Source organism: Comamonas sp. B21-038 (genome assembly GCF_022387135.1).
Taxonomy (GTDB): domain Bacteria; phylum Pseudomonadota; class Gammaproteobacteria; order Burkholderiales; family Burkholderiaceae_C; genus Comamonas; species Comamonas sediminis.
The window spans coordinates 473,814-496,408 of the sequence record NZ_CP092462.1; the positions used below are offsets into that span (position 1 = coordinate 473,814).

The 22,595-nt window shown below is 61.1% G+C and carries 18 protein-coding genes, 1 tRNA gene and 1 pseudogene; 16 read left to right on the forward strand and 4 right to left on the reverse strand.

Annotated elements, in window-relative coordinates:
- Positions 1-48 precede the first annotated feature (48 nt).
- From MJ205_RS02130 to aliA, 4 genes are all read left to right on the forward strand, one after another.
- A complete protein-coding gene (locus tag MJ205_RS02130; RefSeq protein WP_239810976.1) occupies positions 49-813 on the forward strand; it encodes a glucose 1-dehydrogenase in 765 nt (254 codons plus the stop codon).
- A 27-nt stretch (positions 814-840) separates the two neighbouring features.
- Entirely contained in the window at positions 841-1,623 is a 783-nt protein-coding gene (gene badI / locus MJ205_RS02135; protein WP_239810977.1) for a 2-ketocyclohexanecarboxyl-CoA hydrolase, read from the forward strand.
- 24 nt (positions 1,624-1,647) lie between these two features.
- Positions 1,648-2,799 (forward strand): cyclohexanecarboxyl-CoA dehydrogenase, encoded by a 1,152-nt coding sequence (aliB, locus tag MJ205_RS02140; RefSeq protein WP_239810978.1) that lies wholly within the window; start codon positions 1,648-1,650, stop codon positions 2,797-2,799.
- A 62-nt stretch (positions 2,800-2,861) separates the two neighbouring features.
- Positions 2,862-4,508: a cyclohexanecarboxylate-CoA ligase gene (gene aliA, locus MJ205_RS02145; protein ID WP_239810979.1), complete on the forward strand. Its 1,647-nt coding sequence runs from the start codon at positions 2,862-2,864 to the stop codon at positions 4,506-4,508.
- On the opposite strand, the gene MJ205_RS02150 is transcribed toward aliA, so the two are convergent.
- From MJ205_RS02150 to MJ205_RS02160, 3 genes are all read right to left on the reverse strand, one after another.
- Positions 4,505-5,002: a DUF421 domain-containing protein gene (locus MJ205_RS02150; RefSeq protein ID WP_230772382.1), complete on the reverse strand. Its 498-nt coding sequence runs from the start codon at positions 5,000-5,002 to the stop codon at positions 4,505-4,507. The two genes, aliA and MJ205_RS02150, sit on opposite strands and share 4 nt — an antisense overlap.
- Before the next feature lie 255 nt (positions 5,003-5,257).
- Positions 5,258-6,517 (reverse strand): glutamate carboxypeptidase, encoded by a 1,260-nt coding sequence (locus tag MJ205_RS02155; protein ID WP_239810980.1) that lies wholly within the window; start codon positions 6,515-6,517, stop codon positions 5,258-5,260.
- A gap of 516 nt (positions 6,518-7,033) precedes the next feature.
- Positions 7,034-9,112, reverse strand: a complete 2,079-nt coding sequence (locus MJ205_RS02160; protein WP_239810981.1) for a DUF3300 domain-containing protein — start codon at positions 9,110-9,112, stop codon at positions 7,034-7,036.
- Positions 9,113-9,365: 253 nt separating this feature from the next.
- On the opposite strand from MJ205_RS02160, the gene MJ205_RS23640 reads away from it, so the two are divergent.
- The 12 genes and pseudogenes from MJ205_RS23640 (at position 9,366) to MJ205_RS02215 (ending at position 21,188) form a co-directional block, all read left to right on the forward strand.
- Positions 9,366-9,620: a transposase gene (locus MJ205_RS23640; protein ID WP_256460956.1), complete on the forward strand. Its 255-nt coding sequence runs from the start codon at positions 9,366-9,368 to the stop codon at positions 9,618-9,620.
- A pseudogene (locus tag MJ205_RS23745) lies at positions 9,587-9,762 on the forward strand (IS3 family transposase); the annotation flags it as partial. The gene MJ205_RS23640 and the pseudogene MJ205_RS23745, both read left to right, overlap by 34 nt.
- 339 nt (positions 9,763-10,101) lie before the next feature.
- Complete coding sequence (locus MJ205_RS02170; RefSeq protein ID WP_239810982.1) at positions 10,102-11,091, forward strand: FAD-binding oxidoreductase; 990 nt, start codon at positions 10,102-10,104, stop codon at positions 11,089-11,091.
- Positions 11,092-11,102: 11 nt separating this feature from the next.
- Entirely contained in the window at positions 11,103-11,876 is a 774-nt protein-coding gene (gene rfbF / locus MJ205_RS02175; protein WP_239810983.1) for a glucose-1-phosphate cytidylyltransferase, read from the forward strand.
- Between the two features lie 7 nt (positions 11,877-11,883).
- Positions 11,884-12,969, forward strand: a complete 1,086-nt coding sequence (rfbG, locus tag MJ205_RS02180; protein ID WP_239810984.1) for a CDP-glucose 4,6-dehydratase — start codon at positions 11,884-11,886, stop codon at positions 12,967-12,969.
- A gap of 28 nt (positions 12,970-12,997) precedes the next feature.
- Complete coding sequence (gene rfbH, locus MJ205_RS02185; protein WP_239810985.1) at positions 12,998-14,311, forward strand: lipopolysaccharide biosynthesis protein RfbH; 1,314 nt, start codon at positions 12,998-13,000, stop codon at positions 14,309-14,311.
- Between the two features lie 3 nt (positions 14,312-14,314).
- On the forward strand, positions 14,315-16,024 hold the full coding sequence (locus tag MJ205_RS02190; protein ID WP_239810986.1) for a thiamine pyrophosphate-binding protein: 1,710 nt from the start codon (positions 14,315-14,317) through the stop codon (positions 16,022-16,024).
- Positions 16,021-16,956, forward strand: a complete 936-nt coding sequence (locus tag MJ205_RS02195; protein WP_239810987.1) for an NAD-dependent epimerase/dehydratase family protein — start codon at positions 16,021-16,023, stop codon at positions 16,954-16,956. Before MJ205_RS02190 ends, MJ205_RS02195 begins: the two co-directional genes overlap by 4 nt.
- A 16-nt stretch (positions 16,957-16,972) precedes the next feature.
- Positions 16,973-17,347, forward strand: a complete 375-nt coding sequence (locus tag MJ205_RS02200) for a GtrA family protein (protein WP_239810988.1) — start codon at positions 16,973-16,975, stop codon at positions 17,345-17,347.
- Positions 17,340-18,305, forward strand: coding sequence for a glycosyltransferase family 2 protein (locus tag MJ205_RS02205; RefSeq protein ID WP_239810989.1), 966 nt, complete (start codon positions 17,340-17,342; stop codon positions 18,303-18,305). Before MJ205_RS02200 ends, MJ205_RS02205 begins: the two co-directional genes overlap by 8 nt.
- The gene (locus MJ205_RS02210) at positions 18,292-20,580 is read left to right on the forward strand and encodes a DUF7024 domain-containing protein (RefSeq protein ID WP_239810990.1); all 2,289 of its coding nucleotides are present in this window, start codon (positions 18,292-18,294) and stop codon (positions 20,578-20,580) included. The genes MJ205_RS02205 and MJ205_RS02210 overlap by 14 nt, the downstream gene beginning before the upstream one ends.
- A gap of 523 nt (positions 20,581-21,103) precedes the next feature.
- Positions 21,104-21,188 (forward strand) — tRNA-Ser (locus tag MJ205_RS02215).
- Between the two features lie 682 nt (positions 21,189-21,870).
- On the opposite strand, the gene MJ205_RS02220 is transcribed toward MJ205_RS02215, so the two are convergent.
- Complete coding sequence (locus MJ205_RS02220) at positions 21,871-22,386, reverse strand: SHOCT domain-containing protein (protein ID WP_239810991.1); 516 nt, start codon at positions 22,384-22,386, stop codon at positions 21,871-21,873.
- Positions 22,387-22,595: the final 209 nt, after the last annotated feature.

A 22,595-nucleotide genomic window follows, 5' to 3' on the forward strand; every position in this document is an offset into this window, starting at 1 on the left:
AAATATATTGTCTAATTAAACGGTGCAGCGCGCAAGAAAGGTGGAATCATGGCACGTTTTGATGGGCAACATGTTGTAGTAACGGGTGGCGGTGGCGGCATTGGGGGTGCGACCTGCAAACGCTTTGCTGGTGAAGGCGCCCGGGTGACCGTGCTCGACAAGCAGCTGGGCGCCGCGCAGGCGGTGGCCGATGCGATTGCAGCTGCCGGCGGCCTGGCGCAGGCGGTGGCCTGCGACATCACGGATCGCGCCAGTGTGGATGCGGCCGTGCAGCAGGCCGAGCAGTGGGCGGCCATCGATGTACTGGTCAACAACGCGGGCTGGGATGTGTTCAAACCTTTTACCAAGACCCATGAACGGGAATGGCAGCAGCTCATTGCCATCAACCTGGTGGGCGCCTTGCACATGCACCACGCGGTGCTGCCGCGCATGGCAGAGCGCAAGGCGGGCCGGGTCGTCAACATCGCGTCTGATGCGGCGCGCGTGGGCTCTTCGGGCGAGGCCGTCTATGCCGCCTGCAAGGGCGGGCTGGTGGCGCTGTCCAAAACCCTGGCGCGCGAGCATGCCCGCCACAACATCACCGTGAACGTGGTCTGCCCCGGCCCGACGGATACCGCCTTGTTTGCCAGCTACAAGGAGGGCGCGGGCAACCCCGACAAGCTGCTCGACGCCTTTACCCGCGCGATCCCGCTGGGCCGCATCGGCCAGCCCGAGGACTTGCCCGGCGCCATCCTGTTCTTTGCCTCCAGCGATGCGGCGTATGTGACCGGTCAGGTCATCAGCGTATCGGGCGGCCTCACGATGGCCGGTTGAAGGCCCCCCAATCACAAGGAGACTGACATGGAATTCGAAGACATCCTCTACGAAGTGCGCAACCACGTGGCCTGGATCACCATCAACCGGCCCGAGAAGATGAATGCCTTTCGCGGCACCACCTGTGACGAGCTGATCCGCGCACTGAACAAGGCCGGCTACGACCGGAGTGTGGGCTGCATCGTGCTGGCCGGCGCGGGCGACAAGGCATTTTGCACCGGTGGCGACCAATCGGCGCACGACGGCAACTACGATGGCCGTGGCACCATCGGCCTGCCGATGGAAGAGCTGCACGACGCCATCCGCAATGTGCCCAAGCCGGTGATCGCCCGCGTGCAGGGCTATGCGATTGGCGGCGGCAATGTGCTGTGCACCATCTGCGATCTGACGATCTGCTCCGACAAGGCCATCTTTGGCCAGGTAGGGCCCAAGATGGGCTCGGTCGACCCCGGCTATGGCACGGCGTTCCTGGCGCGCGTGGTGGGCGAGAAAAAGGCGCGCGAGATCTGGTACCTGAACAAGCGCTATTCCGGCGAAGAGGCCGTTGCGATGGGCCTGGCCAATCTCTGCGTGGCACCAGAGCAGCTCGATGCCACGGTGCAGGAATGGGCCGAGACCATCTGCGAGCGCAGCCCCACCGCGATTGCCATTGCCAAGCGCAGCTTCAACATGGACACGGCGCACCAGGCGGGCATTGCCGGCATGGGGATGTATGCGCTCAAGCTGTATTACGACACCGACGAGTCGCGCGAAGGCGTGGCTGCGCTCAAGGAAAAGCGCAAGCCCGATTTTCGCAAACACGCCAAGTAACGCAGCCTGCTGCAAGAGGTGTCCATGAATCCGTACCTGAACGATGACTTGATGACCCTGGCCGCATCAGTGCGCCGGTTTGCTGACGCGCGCGTGGCGCCGGGCTTTCTGGAGCGCGACCGGACCCGTGTGCTGGACCGCAGCCTGATGCGCGAGATGGGCGCGATGGGCCTGATTGCCCCCGAGCTGCCCGAGCCCCTTGGCGGGCAGGGCCTGGGTTGCCTGGCTGCCGGCGTGGTGCATGAGGAGCTGGCGCGTGCCGACCTGAGCATGTCCTATGTACCGCTGCTGGCATCGCTCAATGCGCAGATTCTGGCGGCCCATGGCCAACCCGATGTGGCGCGGCCCTGGTTGCAGAAAATGGTAGCGGGCGAGGCACTGTGCGCCATTGCGCTGACCGAGCCCCGCGGCGGCTCCGACGCCGCCAGCCTGCGCCTGCGCATTGAGCGCGATGCAGAAGGCTACGTGCTCAACGGTGAGAAAACCTCCATCTCCGCCGCAGACCAGTGCGATATCGCCGTGGTGTTTGGCCGTACCGGTACGGTGGAATCGGGCGCGCATGGTGTAACGGCCGTGCTGGTACCTATGGACTTGCCCGGCATCACACGCAGCCGTTTCGACTGCCATGGCCAGCGTGCCATTGGCCGGGGCTCGCTGTTTTTCGACAACGTGCGTGTGCCGCTGTCGCATCGCCTCGGTGACGAGAACCAGGGCTTTGTGCAGGTGATGCAGGGCTTTGACTATTCGCGCGCGCTGATTGGCTTGCAGGTGCTGGCCGTGGCACGTGCAGCGCTCGATGATGCCTGGCAGTACGTTACCCAGCGCCAGGCCTTTGGCAAACCCTTGTCGGCCTTCCAGGGCGTGTCGCACCCGTTGGCGGATTTTGATACGCAGGTCAGCGCCGCACGCCTTTTGTGCCTGCAGGCGCTGTGGCTCAAGGACCAGGGCAAGCCCCACAGTGCCGAGGCGGCCATGTGCAAATGGTGGGCGCCCAAGCTGGCTTATGACTGCATCCACCAGTGCCTCTTGATGTTTGGCCATGGCGGCTACGACCGGGGTGTGATGGAGCAGCGCCTGCGCGATGTGCTGGGCTTTCAGATCGGTGACGGTACGGCCCAGATCATGAAAACCATCATTGCCCGCGACCGGGCGGGCAGGCAGGCGGTGCCCGCATAGCCATCTTGATGTGCTCCCGAGCGCAGCCACAAGCGCGGAGCCCCAACCCACAGGAGACAAGAATGGAATTTGATGCCGTATTGCTGGCGCCGCGCCGCGCGCAGATGCGCAGCCAGGGCTGGTGGCGCGACACCACCATCAACGAAGCGCTGGACCAGGCGGCGCAGCAGTGGCCCGACCGCTTGGCGCTGGTGGCGCAGCGCACCGGCGAAGGTGCTGCGCAGTCCTTCAACTACACGCAGCTGGCGCGCATGGCCGACCGCGTGGCCATCGGTTTGTGGCGGCTCGGTGTGCGTTCTGCCGATGTGGTGGCCTGCCAGTTGCCCAATGTCTGGCAGTTCACGGTGCTGTACCTGGCATGCGCACGCATTGGCGCAGTGCTCAATCCCTTGATGCCGATCTTTCGCGAGCGTGAGCTGCTGTTCATGCTCGGCCATGGGGAGGCCAAGCTCATCGTGGTACTCAAGGACTTTCGCAGTGTGGACTACGAGGCGATGCTCAAGGGCATTCAGCCCCAATTGCCCCAGCTTCAGCATGTGGTCGCCATCGGGGGTGCCGGTGCAGACAGCTTTGAGGCGCTGCTTGCCGAGCCCGCATGGGAGCGAGATGCCGACGCCGCGCAGATCCTGGGGTGCCACCGGATCCCGCCCGATGCCATCACCCAGCTCATCTACACCAGCGGCACCACGGGCGAGCCCAAGGGGGTGATGCACTCTTCCAACACCTTGATGGCCAACATCCATGCGTACGCCGAGCGCCTGGCCCTGGGCCGCGACGAGGTGGTGCTGATGGCCTCGCCGATGGCGCACCAGACCGGCTTCATGTACGGACTGATGATGCCGGTGATGCTGGGCGCGGCGGCGGTGTTGCTGGATGTGTGGAACGCCGCCACGGCCGCGCAGCTGATCCGGCAGTGGCGCTGTACCTTCACAATGGCATCGACGCCATTTCTGGCGGATTTGTCGCGTGAGGTGGCGACCAGCGGGGCCGTGCCCAGCCTGCGCACCTTTCTGTGCGCTGGCGCGCCCATTCCCGGGCCCTTGGTGGAGCAGGCGCAGACGGCGTTGGGCGCGCAGATCATCTCGGCATGGGGCATGTCGGAGAACGGCGCTGTGACCACGACCTTGCCTGGAGATGGCGCGCAGCGCGCAGTCGAGACCGATGGCCTTCCGTTGCCCGGTGCCGAGGTCAAGGTGGTGGATGACCTGGGTCAGGAGTGCCCACGCGGCGAGACCGGTCAGTTGTGGGTGCGTGCCCCTTCCAACTTTGGCGGCTATCTGAAACGCCCCCACCTCAATGCCACCACGCAGGACGGTTGGTTCGACACTGGGGACCAGGCGCGCATGGATGCGCAGGGCTACATCCGCATCACCGGCCGCAGCAAGGATGTGATCATCCGCGGCGGTGAGAACATTCCGGTGGTGGAGGTGGAATCCCTGCTCTACAAGCACCCGGCGGTGGCGCAGGCAGCGGTGGTGGCCTATGCGGACGAGCGCCTGGGCGAGCGGGCCTGCGCGGTGATCGTGCTCAAGCCCGGCGCCGCCGAGCCGGTGCTGGCCGATCTGACCGGCTTCTTGCGGGCGCAGAAGCTGGCGCCCCATTACCTGCCCGAGCGTCTGGTGGTGCTGCCAGAAATGCCGGCTACGCCGTCAGGCAAGATCCAGAAGTTCAAGCTGCGCGAGCAGCTCAAGGCCTCCCTTCATAGCTAGACCGCGTCCGATGCGCCCGAAGAGCTGTCGCGGTTGCGCAGCACGATGGTGATCTGGCCGTTGGTCTCTATCGTGGCCTGTTCCACCTCATAGGTGTGCAGGCAGCCTGCTCCGCGCAGCGCGGCCTTCAGGTCGTCGCCGGTGATGAGTTCCGCATCCATCACTTTCTGGTTGACCTGTCCGTTGGAGATCAGCCGCTTGGGAATGCCATCGACCCAGCGCGACACCCGCCGGCTGCGGTAGCTCAGCTGCGCCATGATGGAGTGGCAAGCAATCAAGGTCGTGGCCGATATCAGTCCGCCGATCAGCGAGTTGTCGCCCGCGTTCATCGAGTTCTGTACCGCGTTCGACAGGATCAGCAGCAAGATCAGATCGAAGGGGTCGTATTGTCCGATCTGGCGCCGGCCCGTCAGCCGCAGAAACACCAGCAAGAACGCGTAGACGACAAAGCCGCGAACGACAAACTCCCACCACGGAACACTCATAGAGAACATGGCATCACTCCTCGCAAACGGGGGGGGGCGGGCGGCGCCTGCACACATGCCGGATGTGCCCGCTGACTGGGCAATGATAGTCCGCAGCGGCCGCCCGGCGCGCTGTGGCCGCGTACGCTGGCAGGCTCGCACATCGTCGTCTTTTGCCGCTAGTTGCGCTGGCGCAGCGGGCCGGTGCCTGCACGCGGCAAGCCCATGGATAAAAAAGGCGCCAGTGTGTGCTGGCGCCCGGAAGGGGGGAGGGGGCTGGGCCGCTTACATGCCCTGGCCCAGATCGGAGATCAGCTGCGCCGACAGGTACAGGCGCCGGGCGATGGGCTCGGTCAGCACATACTCGGCCAGGTTGGAGTGGTAGTTGGCGCCGGGCAGGCCCAGGCCTTCGATGACCGGCTTGCCCGACAGCGCGGCGTAGGCCGCATCGGATCCACCACCACCGCGCGTGGTGTACATCTGCGATTTGCCGCCCACATCGGCATAGATGGTGATGGCCTTCTGGATCAGCTTGACGCCCTCATCGGTGGCGTTGAAAGCGGGGCGGCCACGGGTCAGGTTGATGTCGATGGTGGCGCCGTGTACATGGGGCACCGATGCGGCCTTGTCCAGCATGCCCTTCATCAGATCCAGATCTTCATTCTTGCCATAGCGCACATCGGCGTTGACCACCGCCTTGTCCGGGATGATGTTGGTGGCGGTGCCGCCGGCGGTCATCGTGGTCCAGTTGAAGCCGCGTTCCTTGGCTTTGTCCTGGATGTCCTGCGTGCGCAGCACCAGCGCCGAGGCCTCGGTCAGCGCATTGATGCCCGCCTCTGGCGCCACGCCCGCATGCGATGCCTTGCCGTGCACCACGGCCTGCACATAGGCAATGCCCGAGGTGGCGGTGCCAAAGCCTTCTTCCAGGCCCGAGGGCTCGTAGGACAGCACATAGTCATGGGACGCGGCCAGCTGCTGGATCAGATCGCGCGAGCCGAAGGAGCCCTTTTCCTCATCGGTGTTGAACATCACCGTGATGGTCTTGAACTTGCTGAAGTTCTGTGCCTTGAGCAAGCCCAGGCTGTGCAGAATCACCGCGATGCCGCCTTTGGCATCGGCAATGCCTGCGCCATAGGCCTTGTCGCCCTCTACCTTGAATGGCGCCGAGGCCAGAATGCCTCGGGTGTAGACGGTATCCATGTGCGCCATCAGCAGCAGGCTCTTGGTGCCGCTGCCCTGGAAGGTGCCGACAATGTTGTCGCCCACGACACCGGCCTCGGCCTTGTGGCGCACCACGGTGGCGCCCAGCGCCTGCAGGCGGGCTTCCAGGTAGTTGCCCATCTGCGGAATGCCGATGGCGTCATTGGTGCCTGTCTCGATGTTGACCAGCTCCTGCAGCGTCTGCAGCACTGCCGCTTTCTCGGCCTGCGAAGCCTGGTCGAGCACGGCGTTGTAACGCAGCGAAGAGGCGCTGCTGTCGGAGCAGCCCGATACGGTCAAGGAAAGGGCCGCAGCAGCGGCAATGGCCAGCAAGGTTTTTTTCATAGTAGTCATTGGGTGGGAGGGAATCCCTGAAAGCGTCACGGGATTGTCATGCGACGGATGCAAGCATAAGAACCGCACCCCGCCAAGGCGGTCACGGCTGAGACAAGCGCTGCGGCCTTTGCCCGCCCTGTCTCGCACCGGTCCATCCGGGGCCGCGCCAGCACTGTTACCGCACTGACCGCGCTGCTGCAGCGATGGCAACCCATGGTCCTGCGGCACCAAGGCCCGGCGACAGGTTCACGCGTCCGCTGCTTTGATCGTAGCCGTCCTGGAGTGCGGACAACTTCCTTCACCTGAGTTGTAAGCAGAAGGCCCGAGTCGGGCAACGAAGGCGCGCCTCGCCCTCGTTTGCATCGTCATGCCCCTCTGGGATCACACCGTGATTCGATGGGCGCCTGTCTCGTCGGCTTCCCGTTCGGGTGCGCGCAGCAGATGGCGCCCAGTAGGGTAATCAAGCCCTGCGGTACCGCCCGCTCAAGTCCCCTTCACTGCTGCGCCAGACGAGGCTACGCGGACTCACTGGCGGTCGCGGCGTTCGCCATGTTGGCCTTCACGCGGTTGCCGGTGGGCGTCTGGCTGCTGCTGCATCTGCCGCTGGCGCATTTGCGCTGCTTGGGCATGCTGTTGCGCCATTTGCTGTTGGTGCATCTGTTCTTGCTGTGCGCGCTGCTGGGCCATCTGTTGTTGGCGTGCTTGCTCCTGCTGGGCATGCTGCTGCGCCATCTGCTGTTGGTGCACCTGGTCTTGCTGGGCGCGTTGTTGGGCCATCTGTTGCTGGCGTGTTTGCTCTTGTTGCGCGCGCTGCTGTGCGATCTGCTGCTGGTGCGCCTGGTCTTGCTGGGCGCGCTGCGCCATCTGCTGCTGGCGTGCTTGCTCTTGTTGCGCGTGCTGCTGTGCGATCTGCTGCTGGTGCGCCTGGTCTTGCTGTGCGCGCTGTTGCGCCATCTGCTGCTGGCGTGCTTGCTCCTGCTGGGCATGCTGCTGTGCCATCTGCTGTTGGTGCATCGGGTCTTGCTGTGCGCGCTGTTGCGCCATCTGCTGCTGGCGTGCTTGCTCCTGTTGCGCATGCTGCTGCGCCATCTGTTGTTGGTGCATCTGGTCTTGCTGCGCGCGCTGCTGTGCCATCTGTTGCTGGCGTGTTTGCGCTTGCGCTTGCTGTGCGTGCTGTGCTTCCATGGGCTGGCCGTGTTCGGGCGGTTGGGCGATGGTCAACCCGCCTGGCCGTTGATGGGCTGCTGCCGGAGCCATTTGGACATGGGGGTCTGGAAGCGGCTGCATGGATGCCACGGCGCTGGGGCGCACCATAGGCTGCATGCCCGCGCTGCTCGGCGTCTTGGGCATGTCACCCGCCTGGCGCTGGCGGAATGCGTAGGCGCCTGCTGCTGCCGCTGCCGTCGCTGCGCCGGCAGCCAAGGCAGGTCCGTGGCTGCCGGGGAACACGCCCGTGGTCATCGCGGGTCGGGCTGACTCGGCCGCTGGCGCATTGTTGACGACATGCACATGGGTGGTGTTGTGGATATTTTCCACAACGGTGCGGGAGTTAGAGATGTAGGTTTGGTTGTTGTAAACAACGGCTGGCCGCGCCAACGGTGGGGGTGGCCGGTTACCTCGGACCCAGTTGCCAGGCTGACCAGGCTCGCCCCAATGGACGTGCCATGCATTCCAGCCCCATGGGCGGCTGATGACCTCGGTCACGGCAACGCCGACGCCAAAGCCCATGAGCCCGCTGACCGCTGGCGTCGCGAAACCTCCCACTACGACGGGTGGTGGGGGAGGCGGAGCCACGGCATAGCTGTAGCCACTGTAGACCGGCATCGATGTGCCGTAGACCACGCTGGGGTTGTACTGCGGGACGTAGACGGTAGAGGGCTCAGCAGGGGCGATTTCGATGAATTGCTGTGGTGGCTCGATGACCGGCGCACTCACCAGCACTTCAGGCGCTGCATCGCTGGGGGTATAGCTTTTGGGGGGCGCGGCGTCGGTCACCAGCTTGACCTTCAGATGGCTGGAGTCCTTGAGTGAGCCTGCCTTGTAGGCGCGGCCACGCATCACCTGGATGGCGTTCATCACATCGGCCGGATCGTTGTAATAGGCCTTGCCGAGCGCGGTCGTCCAGGGCAGGTTCGATGCCATTTGCCCCAGTACGTTAGGAAAAAGCGTGAGCGATTTGATCGATGGATCCCAAGGCTGGGTATGGGCTGCATTGCTCAGCGCACCCGCTTTGAGGCCCGGGTTCTGTGCCAGCCAGGCTTCCGCCGCGCTGACCTGATCGGGATAGGTGGAGCCTGCCAGGATTTGCGCAACCAGCTTGTCCGGGTACAGCGCGATGGGGGCCACCATCTGGTAGAGGATGTCTGCCGATGGCGGCGTGTAGGCAGCTTGCACCTCGGCGGGCTGCGCGGCCGGCGCTGGGTTGGCAGCAGAGTTCTCGGCAGAGGCACTGGCCGCCTTGTGGGCATCGCCATCATCGTTGCATCCCGCCAAGGCCAGTGCTGCGGCCAGCGCCACCAGCCCCGTCCGGAAGCCAGCGGCCAGCAAACGCGGCGGCAACACGGATGAATGAACGGGGTCGAGGCGGTCAACGGCATGGAACATGGTGCTCTCCTGAAGGGCGGCGGTGGTTCCAAGGGGCCCTGTGCATACCAGTCGCTGCACCACCCACCGCATGTCTGCACAACGCAATGGTGCGGGCGCCGTTGACGGCCGGGCGTCCGCCAGGCGCTTTTTCAGCCAAGCCATGCCTTCCTTTAAGTTTGGCCTCAGTTTCGGTGACGCAATGACTACCACCTTGGAGCGATCCTGGTCAGGTGGACGAAGACAGCCTGGCTTTTAAGCATGGGAGGTCATCATGAGCGGACTGAGCGTGACGCCAAAACTCAAGGAGGAGTCAGTCAGTCAGTCAGTCAGGCAAGCAATCGAGCGCGGCTATTGGGTGGCCGAGGCCGCAGCCCGTCTGGGCATATCGACACACAGCTTGTATAAGTGGTTGAAGACAGGCTCTCCTGGTCAATCTGCGCAGCATTTCCAAGAGGGACTGGAGGCAGGAGTTGCAGGGGCAATCGCTAGGCCAATGACGTCACGGAATCGCTCTTCAGCAGTCTGAAGAAAGAGCGTATCTGCGAGCGGATCTAAAAAGACCCGGGACATAGCACGGGCCGATAGATGACTGCATCGAGGTTTTCTACAAGCGGTCAGGCCGCCCCAGTTTCCTGGGCGGAGTTCGCCCTGAGCCATTTGAGCGTGCCCAGAGGCGATGTTGGCATTTGTCTACCTGGAGGTTTCTCCACCTTAAACTGGCATTTATACAACACCGCCGATGCGTTCTGCGGGTCGCCTGCGGGGGCAAGGATGCGCCAGATGGCGAAAGCATGCAGAAAAGGTGATGCCCCGCAGCATATAATTTATGTTTATAGAATGAACTCCCTGCTGCGACCTGGTGCCATTATCACCTCGCAGGTTGCAAACTACATATCCAGGAGTTCAGGAACCCCGCGCGTCAGTCACCATGTCCGCAACTGACAGCGCGTCGCCTGCGGCCTGGCGACTTACCGTATTCAGCATAGGCAAGCAGTTCAGCGCGATAAATGGCTTTAGTAAAACTTCAAAACGGTAAGACATTCAGTTCCGAATTTGGCACCTCACTGCTCGACAGTGCCAAGGCCGTGGGTATCACCCTGGAATACAGCTGCCGCACCGGCCGTTGCGGTGTTTGTAAAACCACCGTCGTCTGCGGCAAGACTGAAGCATTCCGTGGAGAGACCTCGCTGACCGCCGAAGAGCGGGCTGCCGGGATGATCCTGACCTGCTGCCGTCACGCCGTCGGTGACTTGGAAATCGACGCTGAAGACCTCGGCGCCCTCAGCGACATCGTGGTCAAGACCGTTCCTTGTCGTATCGACAGTCTCACCCGCTTGGCAGACAACGTGGTCGAGGTGGTGCTGCGCGTGCCACCCACTGGCAAGCTTAACTACTTGCCCGGCCAGTACCTGGACGTGATCGGCGAAGGCGGACTGCGCCGCAGCTACTCCATCGCCAACGCCCAGCGCGAAGACGGCAAGCTGGAGCTGCAGATTCGCGAAGTCGAGCAAGGCATAATGTCGCAGTACTGGTTCCGCAGCGCTAAGCACAATGACCTGTTGCGCCTGGAGGGCCCACTGGGCACGTTTTGCCTGCGCGAGAAAGACGCAGCCTCTATCGTCTTCCTTGCCACCGGCACCGGTATTGCACCCGTCAAAGCCATGCTTGAGCAATTGCTGGGCAACCCGGAACTGGCCGCTGGCAAGAAAATCTATGTCTACTGGGGTGGGCGCCATCCCGGAGATATCTATTGGACACCTCAGCTCCAAGGGCTCAACGCCGAATTCATCCCGGTACTGTCGCGCGCCCCTGCCGACTGGCCAGGGCGCACCGGCTACGTACAAAAGGCGCTGCTCGATGATGGCATCGAGCTTTCCGATGCGGTCATCTATGCCTGCGGCTCGGAGGATATGATCCATTCCGCCCGCACTGCACTGACCGCCGCCGGCTTGCCGGCGAAACACTTTTTCTCCGATGCTTTTGTAAGCTCAAACTAACAAGGGAAGACATGAAAGCAGTTATTTTGGCAGGTGGCCTGGGCACGCGGTTGAGCGAAGAGACCGGTACTCGTCCCAAGCCTATGGTCGAAATCGGCGGTAAACCGATCCTCTGGCACATCATGAAGATGTACTCCTCCCACGGCATCAATGACTTCATCATCTGCTGTGGCTACAAGGGCTACATGATCAAGGAATACTTTGCCAATTACTTCCTGCACACTTCGGACGTCACCTTCAACATGCGTGACAACAGCATGCAAGTGCACGACAAGCGTGCCGAAGACTGGAACGTGACCCTGGTCGACACCGGCGAAACGTCGATGACCGGCGGCCGTCTGCGCCGCGTGGCCGACTATGTGCGGCACGAAGAAGCCTTCTGCTTTACCTACGGTGATGGTGTCGGCGACATGGACATCAGCGCCACCATCGCCTTCCACAAGCGCCATGGCAAGGACGCGACCCTGACCGCCACTTACCCTCCAGGGCGTTTCGGTGCGCTGGACATCAGCAACGGCCAAGTCCTGAACTTCAAGGAAAAGCCCAAGGGCGACGGTGCCATGATCAACGGCGGCTTCTTCGTGCTTTCGCCCAAGGTGCTTGACCGCCTGAGTGCCGACAGCACCGTGTGGGAGCAGGATCCGCTGATGGGCCTGGCCAACGACGGTCAGCTGATGGCCTTTGAGCATGCCGGTTTCTGGCAGCCGATGGACACCCTGCACGACAAGAACCTGCTGGAAAAGCTGTGGCAGAATGGCGCCGCTCCATGGAAATCCTGGGAATAACGCGAACATGAAAGCTTCCGTCTCTCCCGCCTTCTGGCAAGGCAAGAAGGTCTTTCTTACCGGCCACACCGGGTTCAAGGGCAGCTGGATGGCACTGTGGTTGCAGGGCATGGGGGCGCAAGTAAAGGGCTTCGCCCTAGCACCACCGACTTCCCCTTCGCTGTTCGAACAGGCGCAGGTCGAGCGCGGTATGCACGCTTCGCAGATCGGCGACATCCGCGACTTGGCGGCCATCACCCAGAGCATGACGGCGTTCGACCCTGACATCCTGATCCACATGGCGGCGCAGCCACTGGTGCGCCTGTCTTACCGTGAGCCAGTAGACACCTACGCCACCAATGTAATGGGTACCGTTCACGTGCTGGAAGCCGCGCGCCAGTGCCCAAGCCTGCGTGCGATCGTCAATGTCACCACCGACAAGTGCTACGAAAACCAGGAATGGGAATGGGGCTACCGTGAAAATGAACCCATGGGTGGCCACGACCCCTACAGCAACAGCAAGGGCTGTGTCGAGCTGGTCACCAGTGCCTACCGCAGCTCGTTCTTCAACACCGAGCATGCTGCGGCCCTGGCCTCGGCTCGCGCTGGCAACGTGATCGGTGGCGGCGACTGGGCTGCTGACCGGCTGATTCCCGACATCCTGCGCGCCGTGGCACAGGGCGAGCCGGTGGTAGTACGCAACCCCAAGGCTACACGCCCCTGGCAGCATGTGCTGGAACCGCTGAGCGGTTACCTGGTTCTGGCCCAGCAGCTATGGGCGCATGGCCACGACGTTGCGCAAGGCTGGAACTTCGGCCCACGCGACGAGGATGCCCGTCCCGTCGAATGGATCCTTGACCACATGGTCCAGGCCTGGGGTAATGGAGCTAGCTGGCGGCTGGACAACGACCCGCAGCCGCACGAAGCCCGTTATCTGAAACTGGACATTTCCAAGGCACGCACCCACCTGAAGTGGGAACCGACCTGGGACCTTGAAACCACCTTGACCCACATCGTCAACTGGCACCGCGCCTGGCTTGAAGGCGCCGACATGCGCTCCCGCTGCGTGGACGAAATCAACAACTACATGGCTGCCATGGCTTCTGGCGCCTAAACAAATATCAGCTTGAGCAGGAATTACTATGACCCCCGATATGCTCCGTCAGGAAATCAGCCAGCTCGTCGAGCGCTACGCTCAGATGGCCCTGGCCCCCAAACCTTTTGTTGGGGGCGAATCCGTCATCCCTCCTTCGGGCAAGGTGATCGGCGCCCGTGAACTGCAGTTGATGGTCGAGGCGTCACTGGACGGCTGGCTGACCACCGGCCGTTTCAACGCCCAATTCGAGAAAAAACTGGCGGAATTCCTCGGCGTAAAACACCTGATCACCGTCAACTCCGGCTCGTCAGCCAACCTGGTGGCCTTCAGCACTCTGACTTCGCCCAAGCTGGGTACGCGCGCCATCCAGAAAGGTGACGAAGTGATCGGGGTGGCTGCCGGCTTCCCGACGACCGTCAACCCGATCGTGCAATTCGGTGCCATCCCGGTGTTCGTCGACGTCGACATGGCCACCCACAACATCAATGCCGACCTGATCGAGGCCGCCATTACACCGAAAACCAAGGCCATCATGCTTGCCCACACGCTGGGCAACCCGTTCAACCTGGCCAAGGTCAAGGCGATTTGCGAGAAGTACAACCTGTGGCTGGTCGAAGACTGCTGTGACGCCCTGGGCGCCACTTACGACGGCAAGATGGTCGGCACCTTCGGAGACATCGCCACCCTGAGCTTCTACCCGGCCCACCACATCACGATGGGTGAAGGCGGCGCGGTGTTCACCAACAACGCCCAGCTCAAGCTGATCGCCGAGTCGTTCCGCGACTGGGGTCGTGACTGCTACTGCGCACCGGGTTGTGATGACACCTGCGGCAAACGCTTCGGCCAGCAGTTCGGCAGCCTGCCGCACGGTTACGACCACAAGTATGTGTACGCCCACCTGGGCTACAACCTGAAGATCACCGACATGCAGGCCGCCTGTGGCCTGGCCCAGTTGGACCGTGCGCCGGAGTTCATCGAAACCCGCAAGCGCAACTTCAAGCTGCTCAAAGAACGTCTGTCGAGCCTGAGCGACTTCCTGGAAATCGCCGAACCAACACCGAACAGCGAACCGTCCTGGTTCGGCTTCCCGGTCACGCTGAAGGAAAGCGCCGGGGTCAAGCGTGTCGACCTGCTGAAATTCCTCGACCAGCATAAGATCGGTACCCGCCTGCTGTTCGCTGGCAACCTGACCCGACAGCCGTACTTCCACAACGTGGAATACCGGGTGGTCGGCGAGCTGACCAACACCGACCGAACCATGAACCAGACTTTCTGGCTAGGCGTGCAGCCTTCGCTGGGGCAGGAACACTTTGACTTCGTCGGTGAAAAACTGGAAGAATTCTTCGGGATCGGTTTCTAACTTATGAAAGCTTCAGATGCAGTAGCAAAAGTTCTGGCGGACCACAACGTCCTCCATGGTTTTGAGCTTATCGGTGGAATGATCGCCCATCTGGTGGACAGTATTAACTTGCTCGGCAAGACCAAGTTGGTATCCATGCACCATGAGCAAGGGGCGGCCTTCGCTGCATCTGGGGTCGCCCGCGCGACCCACCACAAGGTCATGGGCGTGGCACTGGGCACGAGCGGCCCAGGCGCCACCAACCTGATCACCGGCATTGCTGATTGCTGGCTGGACAGCCATCCGTGCGTGTTTCTCACTGGACAAGTGAACACCCATGAGCTCAAGGGCGACCGCGCTATCCGCCAGCAAGGCTTCCAGGAACTCGACAGCGTGGCCCTGGTGAGCAGCATCACCAAGTATGCGCACCAGGTCACCCACGTCGACGACCTCATTCCAAGCCTGCTCAAAGCGCTGCGTATCGCGCGAGAAGGCCGTCCGGGCCCGGTCCTGCTGGACATCCCCATGGATATCCAGCGGGCCGAAATCGATGACAGGGTGCTGGACCAATTGATCAAAGCCAGCCTGGCCGTCCCCGTGGCTCAGTCCCAGGGCTCGTACAGCGAGGTCTGGGCCGCGCTGGCCAAGGCACAAAAGCCGTTGTTCCTGATCGGCGGAGGCGCGGTCAACTGCCCTCACTTCAGCCGTTGGCTGAACCAGGTTGGCAAACTGGGTATCCCTCACGTCGCCAGCCTCAAAGGCGCTGAAAAGCTCACCGCCAGCGAGCATTACCTGGGCATGCTCGGGGCCTATGGCACCCGCGCCGCGAACCATGCAGTGCAAAACTGTGACCTGCTGGTGGTGTTCGGCAGCCGCATGGACGTGCGCCAGACCGGCGCAAAGACCGATACCTTCGCCGCCCATGCACAGATCATCCAGTTTGACCTGGATGCCGCGCAGCTGGACAACCGGGTCAAGGCACATCAGTCGATTCAGGCCGAACTCGATAGCGTATTCGCAGACTTCATCACCCATGCCGCCACGCTGCCGACGGCGCTAGCGGCCTGGCGCACGCACCTGGGCCAGGTATTCGCGCAGTCGTTCACTGATGAATACGCGGGCTGGAGCATCAGCCCGTTTGCCCTGTTCAGCACGCTCAACGAACTGACCGCTGACCGCGCGCTGGACTACGTTGCAGACGTCGGCAACAACCAGATGTGGGCAGCGCATACCCTGCGCCTGGGCCCTAACCAGGCCATGCACCATTCGGGTGGCCTGGGCACCATGGGCTTCGCCATCCCTGCCGCAGTCGGGGTGAGCATCGCCGGTGACAAGCCGGTCATCGTCATCACCGGTGACGGTGGTGCGCAGCTGAACATTCAGGAACTGGATATCATTGCCCGCGACCAGTTGCCCATACTGACCATTGTGATGAACAACCACTCATTGGGCATGGTGCGTGGCTTCCAGGAAATGTACTTCGAGGGGCGCAACTCGTCGAGCTACTGGAACGGCTACACCTCTCAGTTCAAGGCCCTGGGTGAGGCGTACGGCATCCCCTCTCACAGCGTCATCGACCAGACTGCCTTCAACGCCGCAGTGACCGAATTCCTCGCTAACGGCAAGCCGATGTTGATCGAGGTGTTGATGCCAGACGCCCGCGAATGCCGCCCGCGCCTGGAGTTTGGCCGGCCGATTGATGAGCAGTCGCCGCTGATGGACCTGGGCCGATGAGGCTGGCAATTCTCGGGGCCAGCAGCCACATTGCGAAGGACCTGGTTGCCAGCATAGCCGCGCACACCGCTTACGCCTGTACCTTGTTCGTCCGCGCCCCTGACGCGCTGGACCCCGAGCTGCAAGCCATCGCAGCACGCAAGGGCTTTGCCGTCAGCGACTATGCCGGCTTCGACGCCAGTAGCCAGTTCGATGCGATCATCAACTTCGTCGGCGTTGGAGACCCGGCCCGCGCCGTACAGATGGGCAAGGCAATCTTCACGGTCACCGAGCAATACGACAACCTGGCGCTGGACTACCTGCGCAGCCACCCTGCGTGCCGCTACATCTACCTGAGCAGCGGCGCAGCCTACGGTAGCAATTTCGCGGTACCGGTGACGGAGGCCTCCCACGCAGTGTTCCCGATCAACGGCCTGAGCCCGCAGGACTGGTATGGTGCGGCTAAGTTCCAGGCCGAATGTCGCCACCGCGCACTGCCCGAGGCGGCGATCGTCGATGTGCGAGTATTCAGCTATTTCAGCCATCGTCAGGCACCCGAAGCGCGCTTCTTCCTCAGCGACATTCTGCGTGCGCTACACAACGGCAGTGTGCTGGAAGTGGCAGCTGATGACATGATCCGGGACTACCTGACGCCGTCGGACTTCCTGCAGTTGATCGACCGCATCCTGCAAGCGCCGCCGTGCAATGCCGTCATCGACTGCTACAGCCAGTCGCCGGTGGGCAAGTTTGAATTGCTCGCAGCACTGGGTGAAACCTTCGGCCTGCGGCACAGCGTCGCCGGCGACCAGGCGCGCGTCAACGCTACCGGCCCCAAGGCCCATTACTACTCGCGCAACCGTAAAGCCGAGCAGTTGTTCGGTTATGTACCGGGCGACTCGTCGCTTAGCGGTGTAGTACGCGAGATCAGGCAGCAACTCGATGCAAGAGACTAAGCCCTCGCTCCCCTGGATGCGCAAGCTGATGCAGGTGAAGCTGCTCCGCTTCCTGCTGGTGGGCGTGCTGAACGCGGCGTTCGGGTATGGCTGCTTTGCCGGTTTCCTGTATCTGGGTCTGCACTACAGTGCGGCCTTGCTGCTGGCCACCGTACTGGGCGTTGCCTTCAATTTCAAAAGCACAGGGGCCCTGGTGTTCGGCTCGAAGAACAACAAACTGATCTTCAGGTTCGTGGCCGGCTATGGCGTGGTTTATGGCGCCAACGTGGCCGGCATTGCAGCCCTCAAGCTGCTGGGTGTCGAGCCCTACCTGGCCGGCATGGCATTGATCGTGCCCATGGCCCTGCTCTCCTTTGTCATCAATAACAGGTTCGTTTTCAATGATGCGTAAGCTGATCAGCATAGTAACTCCCTGCTACAACGAAGAAGCCAACATCGATGAGCTATACCAACGCATCGTCGAAGTCATGGCACGCCTTGATTACGATTACGAACATGTATTCATCGACAACTGCTCCACCGACGGCAGCCACGCCAAGCTGCGCGGCCTGGCGGCGCAGGACAAACGCGTCAAGGTGATCTTCAACGCACGCAACTTCGGCCATATCCGCTCGCCTTACCATGCCCTGTTGCAGGTCAATGGCGACTGTGCCGTGCTGATCGCCTCCGACCTCCAAGACCCTCCCGAGATGATCGAAGAGTTCGTCAAGAAGTGGGAAGAAGGCTTCAAGACCGTCATGGCGGTTAAACCGGAGAGCGAAGAGTCGCGCATGATGTTCCTGGTGCGACGCGCCTACTACCGCTTCGTCACGCGCATCTCGGAGGTGCCTCTGGTGCAGAACGCTACCGGTGCCGGCCTGTTTGACCGTGCGGTGTTGGATATCCTGAAGAAGATCGACGACCCGTACCCATACTTCCGTGGCCTGCTGTGCGAGATCGGCTTCCCGATCGCGACCGTGCCGTTCAAGCAGCCTCGCCGCCAGCGCGGCATCACCAAGAACAACTTCTACACCCTGTACGACATCGCCATGCTGGGCATCACCAATCACTCCAAGGTGCCCCTGCGCCTGATGGTGATGGGCGGTGGCCTGCTGGCGGGTCTGAGCCTGCTGGCCGCGTTTGGCTTCCTGCTGGCCAAGCTGGTGTTCTGGAACTCGTTCCAAATGGGCATCGCACCGTTGCTGATCTCACTGTTCTTCTTCAGCTCGGTGCAAATCCTGTTTCTTGGCATGTTGGGCGAATATCTGGGGTCGGTGCATACGAAAATGCGCAACATGCCGTTGGTGGTGGAAGCCGAGCGCTTGAACTTTGACCAGCCGGGCGGAGCTGAAGACCATGACCGCGCGTAATCCGGTACCTGCAGACGAGACCCTTGAAGCCGCAGCACCACTGACCTTGCGCGAGATAGTGGCAGCTGACTGGAAGCTGATCGTGCTGGGTGCGCTGGCCTCTTTCTTCCTCGCCAGCATTCTGACAAGCGGCATACCCGAAGGGCTGGTCCCCAATCTCTCGGCGCCATACAGCTATGGCGGCGATGGACTGTTCCATGCCTGGATGGCCCAGCGCGTTCATGAAGGCTGGTTGTTCGAGAACGCTCGCAGCGGCTATCCGTTCGGCTCCAACTTCTTCGACTTCCCAGGCTCCGACGGCGGAGATCACTTGATCATCAAGTTGACAGCCCTGCTCACTGGAGGCTGGGTGGGCGGCGTCAACCTCTTCTACCTGCTCGGGTTTGTCAGCTGTTTCATCGCCACCTATGTAACGGCGCGAGGTTTCGGACTGAACCGCAGTTTTGCGATGGCGGCCGGTGCACTCTACTCGTTCGTGCCGTTTCACTTCCTGCGCCTGCAGCATCTTTTTTATACCTGGTATTTCGTTGCGCCTTTGTTCTTCTACTTGGCGTTGACCATCTACCGTACCCCTGCCAAGGTGCCCGGCAGCCGCACAACATGGGGCAGGCTGGCTCTGGCTGCCTGCGGGATGGTGGTGCTGGCATCGTTCGGTGTCTATTACGCGCTGTTCGGCATCATCATGCTGGCACTCGCTGGCATCCTCAGCGCGGTGCGCTCCGGACACCTTCAAGGCACGAAGAAAGCCGTGCTGCTGTGCACCTTTGCCGTGGCGGGGGTACTGCTCAACGTTGCACCGAACTTGGTCGGTAACTTCACCGAAGGCCGCAACCCGGAGACTGCCCAACGCTTGCCGCTGGAGTCCGAAATTTACGGTCTGAAGTTGATGCACTTGCTGATGCCCAGGGGAGACCACCGTTCTTCGACGCTGCGAGACGTGGCCCGGGATTACAGCAGCTCGCCACTGAACAACGAAAACTCCACATCCTCCCTGGGCATGATTGGCTCAGCAGGATTCATGCTCTCCTTGCTGCTGGTAGCGCTCGCCCCCGCACGCCTGAAGATCGATGAACGGCTGCGTTTGCTCGCGGCCATCATCTTTGTGCTGTTCATGTTTGCCACCATTGGGGGGTTGGGCTCGCTGTTCGCGCTGGTGGTGTCGCCGTTGATCCGGGGCTGGAACAGGATCAGCATCTTCATCGCCTGCGGGTCGATACTGTTCTTCTTCGTGGCCCTGCAGTCGGTGCTGCTCAAACGCCCACGCTATGCGCGCTATAGCGTGGGCATTGCCTCTGTGCTGGTGCTGTTTGGCCTGTATGACCAAACCGCTTCTGTGTGCCAGGACTGCAATGCCAACCAGAAGGCCGCATTCGAAAAAGACCAGCAGTTTGTCCAAAACATCGAGAAGGCGCTGCCGGCAGGCGCCGCCATCTACCAGTTGCCCTACATCGGCTTCCCGGAAGTGCCATTCATGCACCGGCTGCTCAATTATCAGATGATGACCGGCGTGCTGCATTCCTCGGCACTGCACTGGAGCTTCGGAGGTATGAAAGGCCGCCCAGGGGACCTGTTCTATCGCTCCCTGGCCAAAGAGCCGCTGTCGCACCAGCTTGAGGTCATTCGCCGGCTTGGATTTGATGGTATCTACATCGATCGCCGGGGCTATGAGGATAACGGCCATGCCGTGACCGAAGAGCTGACGCAGTTGCTGCACATGCCGCCAACACTTGAGCATGCCAGCAAGGAGATCGTGTTTTTCAAGATCGACGGCCGTGCACATCCGCCCATCTCTGGTCTGACGCCGAAGCAGATCATGGCACAAGCCCAATATTTTGCGGACGCATTCGGGCCGCGCTACCCCGGTGACATGGCCAGCGGCATTGACTTCTCCAAGCCCGGCCTGCCCGACTTCATTGCGAGCACCAGCGGGCTTTCCGGCGTCGAGCCGTGGGGACGCTGGTCCGATCAGAGCAAGACCACCTTCGAGTTCGTCCAGTCGCTGCCGCAGCGGTTCACCTTGGTGCTAAAGGCTCACGCGTTTGCCTCCAACGCCAGCAAACCGACAAAGGTCAAAATCGGAAGTCATGCTTACGATATTCAACTGACTGCGGGTGATTCAGAAATACGACTAGACGTCGACCTGCAGGGTGAGAACGCCGACCGCATCACCTTCATCCCCCCGGCGCCCATTGCGCCGCACAAGGTGGACAAAAACAACCACGACGCGCGCACTATTGCTATTGGTTTCGTGTCCATGGGCATCGATACCCCATAGTCGGTAGGAATCTTTGAGGGGGCACAGACCCTGCATTGGACTGCCCTTGGTCAAGTGGACAAATGCCAGCCTCACGCCCGCGCGCGGTCAAACGCCTGCGGGCTGCCCCGGTCTATGAGGACGGTGGTAGCCTGATCAGTTGGAGAACGCCTCGTTGTGGTCGAATGCATTGGTCTGGGTCATGTCCCGGGTCTTTTAGATCCGCTTGGGGATACGCTCTTTCTTCAGACTGCTGGAGAGCGATTCCATGGCGGCATGGGCCTAGCAATTGCCCCTGCGACTCATGCTGGGTAGCCGCCCGTCTCTTTCAGTCCACCGATGATGACCTCCTATGCTCAAAAGATGGGCTGAGTTCGTCTACCTATCCACGTGCAGCCCCTTGTCCGCTGTTCCAGGTTGGTCCGTCGGTAGCAGGCGAGGTGCTCACCCCGCTCAATCACCACCCCGCCATCCTTTTTTCAGAAATTTGCGATTCTTCCCGAGACCCTCAAATTGCCTGCTATAATTTCAGCTTCGGCGCTGCGGAGAGGTGGCAGAGTGGTCGAATGTACCTGACTCGAAATCAGGCGTACGTGCAAACGTACCGAGGGTTCGAATCCCTCCCTCCTAGTTAAGAATTTATGAAATACGGGCCCATGTGGCCCGTTTTGCATTTCTACCTTCCAGCTTACCCACTGTGGTGCTGGGCACATATCTCGCGTTAGCGGTATGTGCTGGTATGGCCTTCGCAATATTTGCTCTTAATATCGCAGCGCTTTCGCCCTGTCCTGGGCTACCTTCTAGGCTATCTTGCTAGCTCTTAGCGAATATTGGCTACCGACTTCTTCCGCGTCCAGGTGCGCTTCGGGTGTGCCCGCTCACGTAGGTTCCGTTTGACTTGGTATACCCTCGGACATGAACGTCTGTCCCTGCGGAACTGCTCTTGTAAGCCCTGCTGGAGTAGGACCCGCTCGTTGAGTACCCGCCATAGCTTGCGGACTCTGATGGCTTGGGTTGGCACGGCTCGGTAAGTTCGTTTGAATATCTTATTGGTTGCGCCTCTCCCTGGATGCAGGCCACCTGCTGTTTGACTGTTGCGCAAGGCTTGTCTTGATATTCGGTTCTTCCATCTACTTCGCATTTGTAGAGTGGATTGGCGTTGGCTCCGAAGGATAGGATGAGAGCCATACCAGCGACACATCGCAGCAGTCTATTGAGGTTGTTGACCATGACGTTGCTCTCTAGATTTTGTGGTCGGAGGGCCTAGCTGCAGGCGTCTTGTGATTCGATCAAGGCAGTACGGATGACTGACTAGCGCGCAAGGATCTTCTGCTTTTCCCCAGTAAATTCTTCATCGGTCAGTACGCCCTTTTCTTTTAGGGCGAACAGCTTCTCAAGTTCTTCGTATTTGTCGATGCTGATCGTGGGGGTCTTCACCTCCACCGCCTCTACTTCGATCACCTTGTCTGTCGCTGCGGGCGATGAGCTTTGGGGGCGAGGGCCTTGAGAAATATTTTTATATAGGCCGAGGCCAACGCCAACGGCAGCCCCAAATGCAGGTCCGATGATCGGGAGCGGTAGCGCTATAGCGGCGCCAATTGCGGCTCCTGCTGCTGCATCTTTGGCAAGATCAGTTTTTATGGCGCCCTTGCCCAGCTCATACACTTGCTTAGATGCATCCGATACACCATCTATCAATGTTGCGCTACCGCGTTTGATACTCACGCTGTTGATGTTCAACCGCTTCGCGCCTTTGGACACTGTTTGGCTGCCGACTTCCACTATTTGACCGGCGGAGTTCTTTGCTTTGTTGATCAAGTCTTTCAAGATGTACTCGCTTGGCGGTGGAGTTGATTACAGTATGTTACTTCAATACCGGACATGTCTTGCACGCATTCTGGGTGGTAGTCTGAGGATGCAGACATCGTCTTCCCGATGGCAAGATTGAGACCTCCGTAGATAAGAAGATCTGCGATTAATTGCAGAAGTGATAAGTCTCACCTCTTTAACTGTACTATTTGTGGAAGATGTGCTTC

Coding starts and splice junctions, on each gene's coding strand:
- MJ205_RS02130 (WP_239810976.1), top strand. CDS start 49: ATGGCACGTTTTGATGGGCAACATGTTGTAGTAACGGGTGGCGGTGGC.
- badI (WP_239810977.1), top strand. CDS start 841: ATGGAATTCGAAGACATCCTCTACGAAGTGCGCAACCACGTGGCCTGG.
- aliB (WP_239810978.1), top strand. CDS start 1,648: ATGAATCCGTACCTGAACGATGACTTGATGACCCTGGCCGCATCAGTG.
- aliA (WP_239810979.1), top strand. CDS start 2,862: ATGGAATTTGATGCCGTATTGCTGGCGCCGCGCCGCGCGCAGATGCGC.
- MJ205_RS02150 (WP_230772382.1), bottom strand. CDS start 5,002: ATGTTCTCTATGAGTGTTCCGTGGTGGGAGTTTGTCGTTCGCGGCTTT.
- MJ205_RS02155 (WP_239810980.1), bottom strand. CDS start 6,517: ATGAAAAAAACCTTGCTGGCCATTGCCGCTGCTGCGGCCCTTTCCTTG.
- MJ205_RS02160 (WP_239810981.1), bottom strand. CDS start 9,112: ATGTTCCATGCCGTTGACCGCCTCGACCCCGTTCATTCATCCGTGTTG.
- MJ205_RS23640 (WP_256460956.1), top strand. CDS start 9,366: ATGAGCGGACTGAGCGTGACGCCAAAACTCAAGGAGGAGTCAGTCAGT.
- MJ205_RS02170 (WP_239810982.1), top strand. CDS start 10,102: ATGGCTTTAGTAAAACTTCAAAACGGTAAGACATTCAGTTCCGAATTT.
- rfbF (WP_239810983.1), top strand. CDS start 11,103: ATGAAAGCAGTTATTTTGGCAGGTGGCCTGGGCACGCGGTTGAGCGAA.
- rfbG (WP_239810984.1), top strand. CDS start 11,884: ATGAAAGCTTCCGTCTCTCCCGCCTTCTGGCAAGGCAAGAAGGTCTTT.
- rfbH (WP_239810985.1), top strand. CDS start 12,998: ATGACCCCCGATATGCTCCGTCAGGAAATCAGCCAGCTCGTCGAGCGC.
- MJ205_RS02190 (WP_239810986.1), top strand. CDS start 14,315: ATGAAAGCTTCAGATGCAGTAGCAAAAGTTCTGGCGGACCACAACGTC.
- MJ205_RS02195 (WP_239810987.1), top strand. CDS start 16,021: ATGAGGCTGGCAATTCTCGGGGCCAGCAGCCACATTGCGAAGGACCTG.
- MJ205_RS02200 (WP_239810988.1), top strand. CDS start 16,973: ATGCGCAAGCTGATGCAGGTGAAGCTGCTCCGCTTCCTGCTGGTGGGC.
- MJ205_RS02205 (WP_239810989.1), top strand. CDS start 17,340: ATGCGTAAGCTGATCAGCATAGTAACTCCCTGCTACAACGAAGAAGCC.
- MJ205_RS02210 (WP_239810990.1), top strand. CDS start 18,292: ATGACCGCGCGTAATCCGGTACCTGCAGACGAGACCCTTGAAGCCGCA.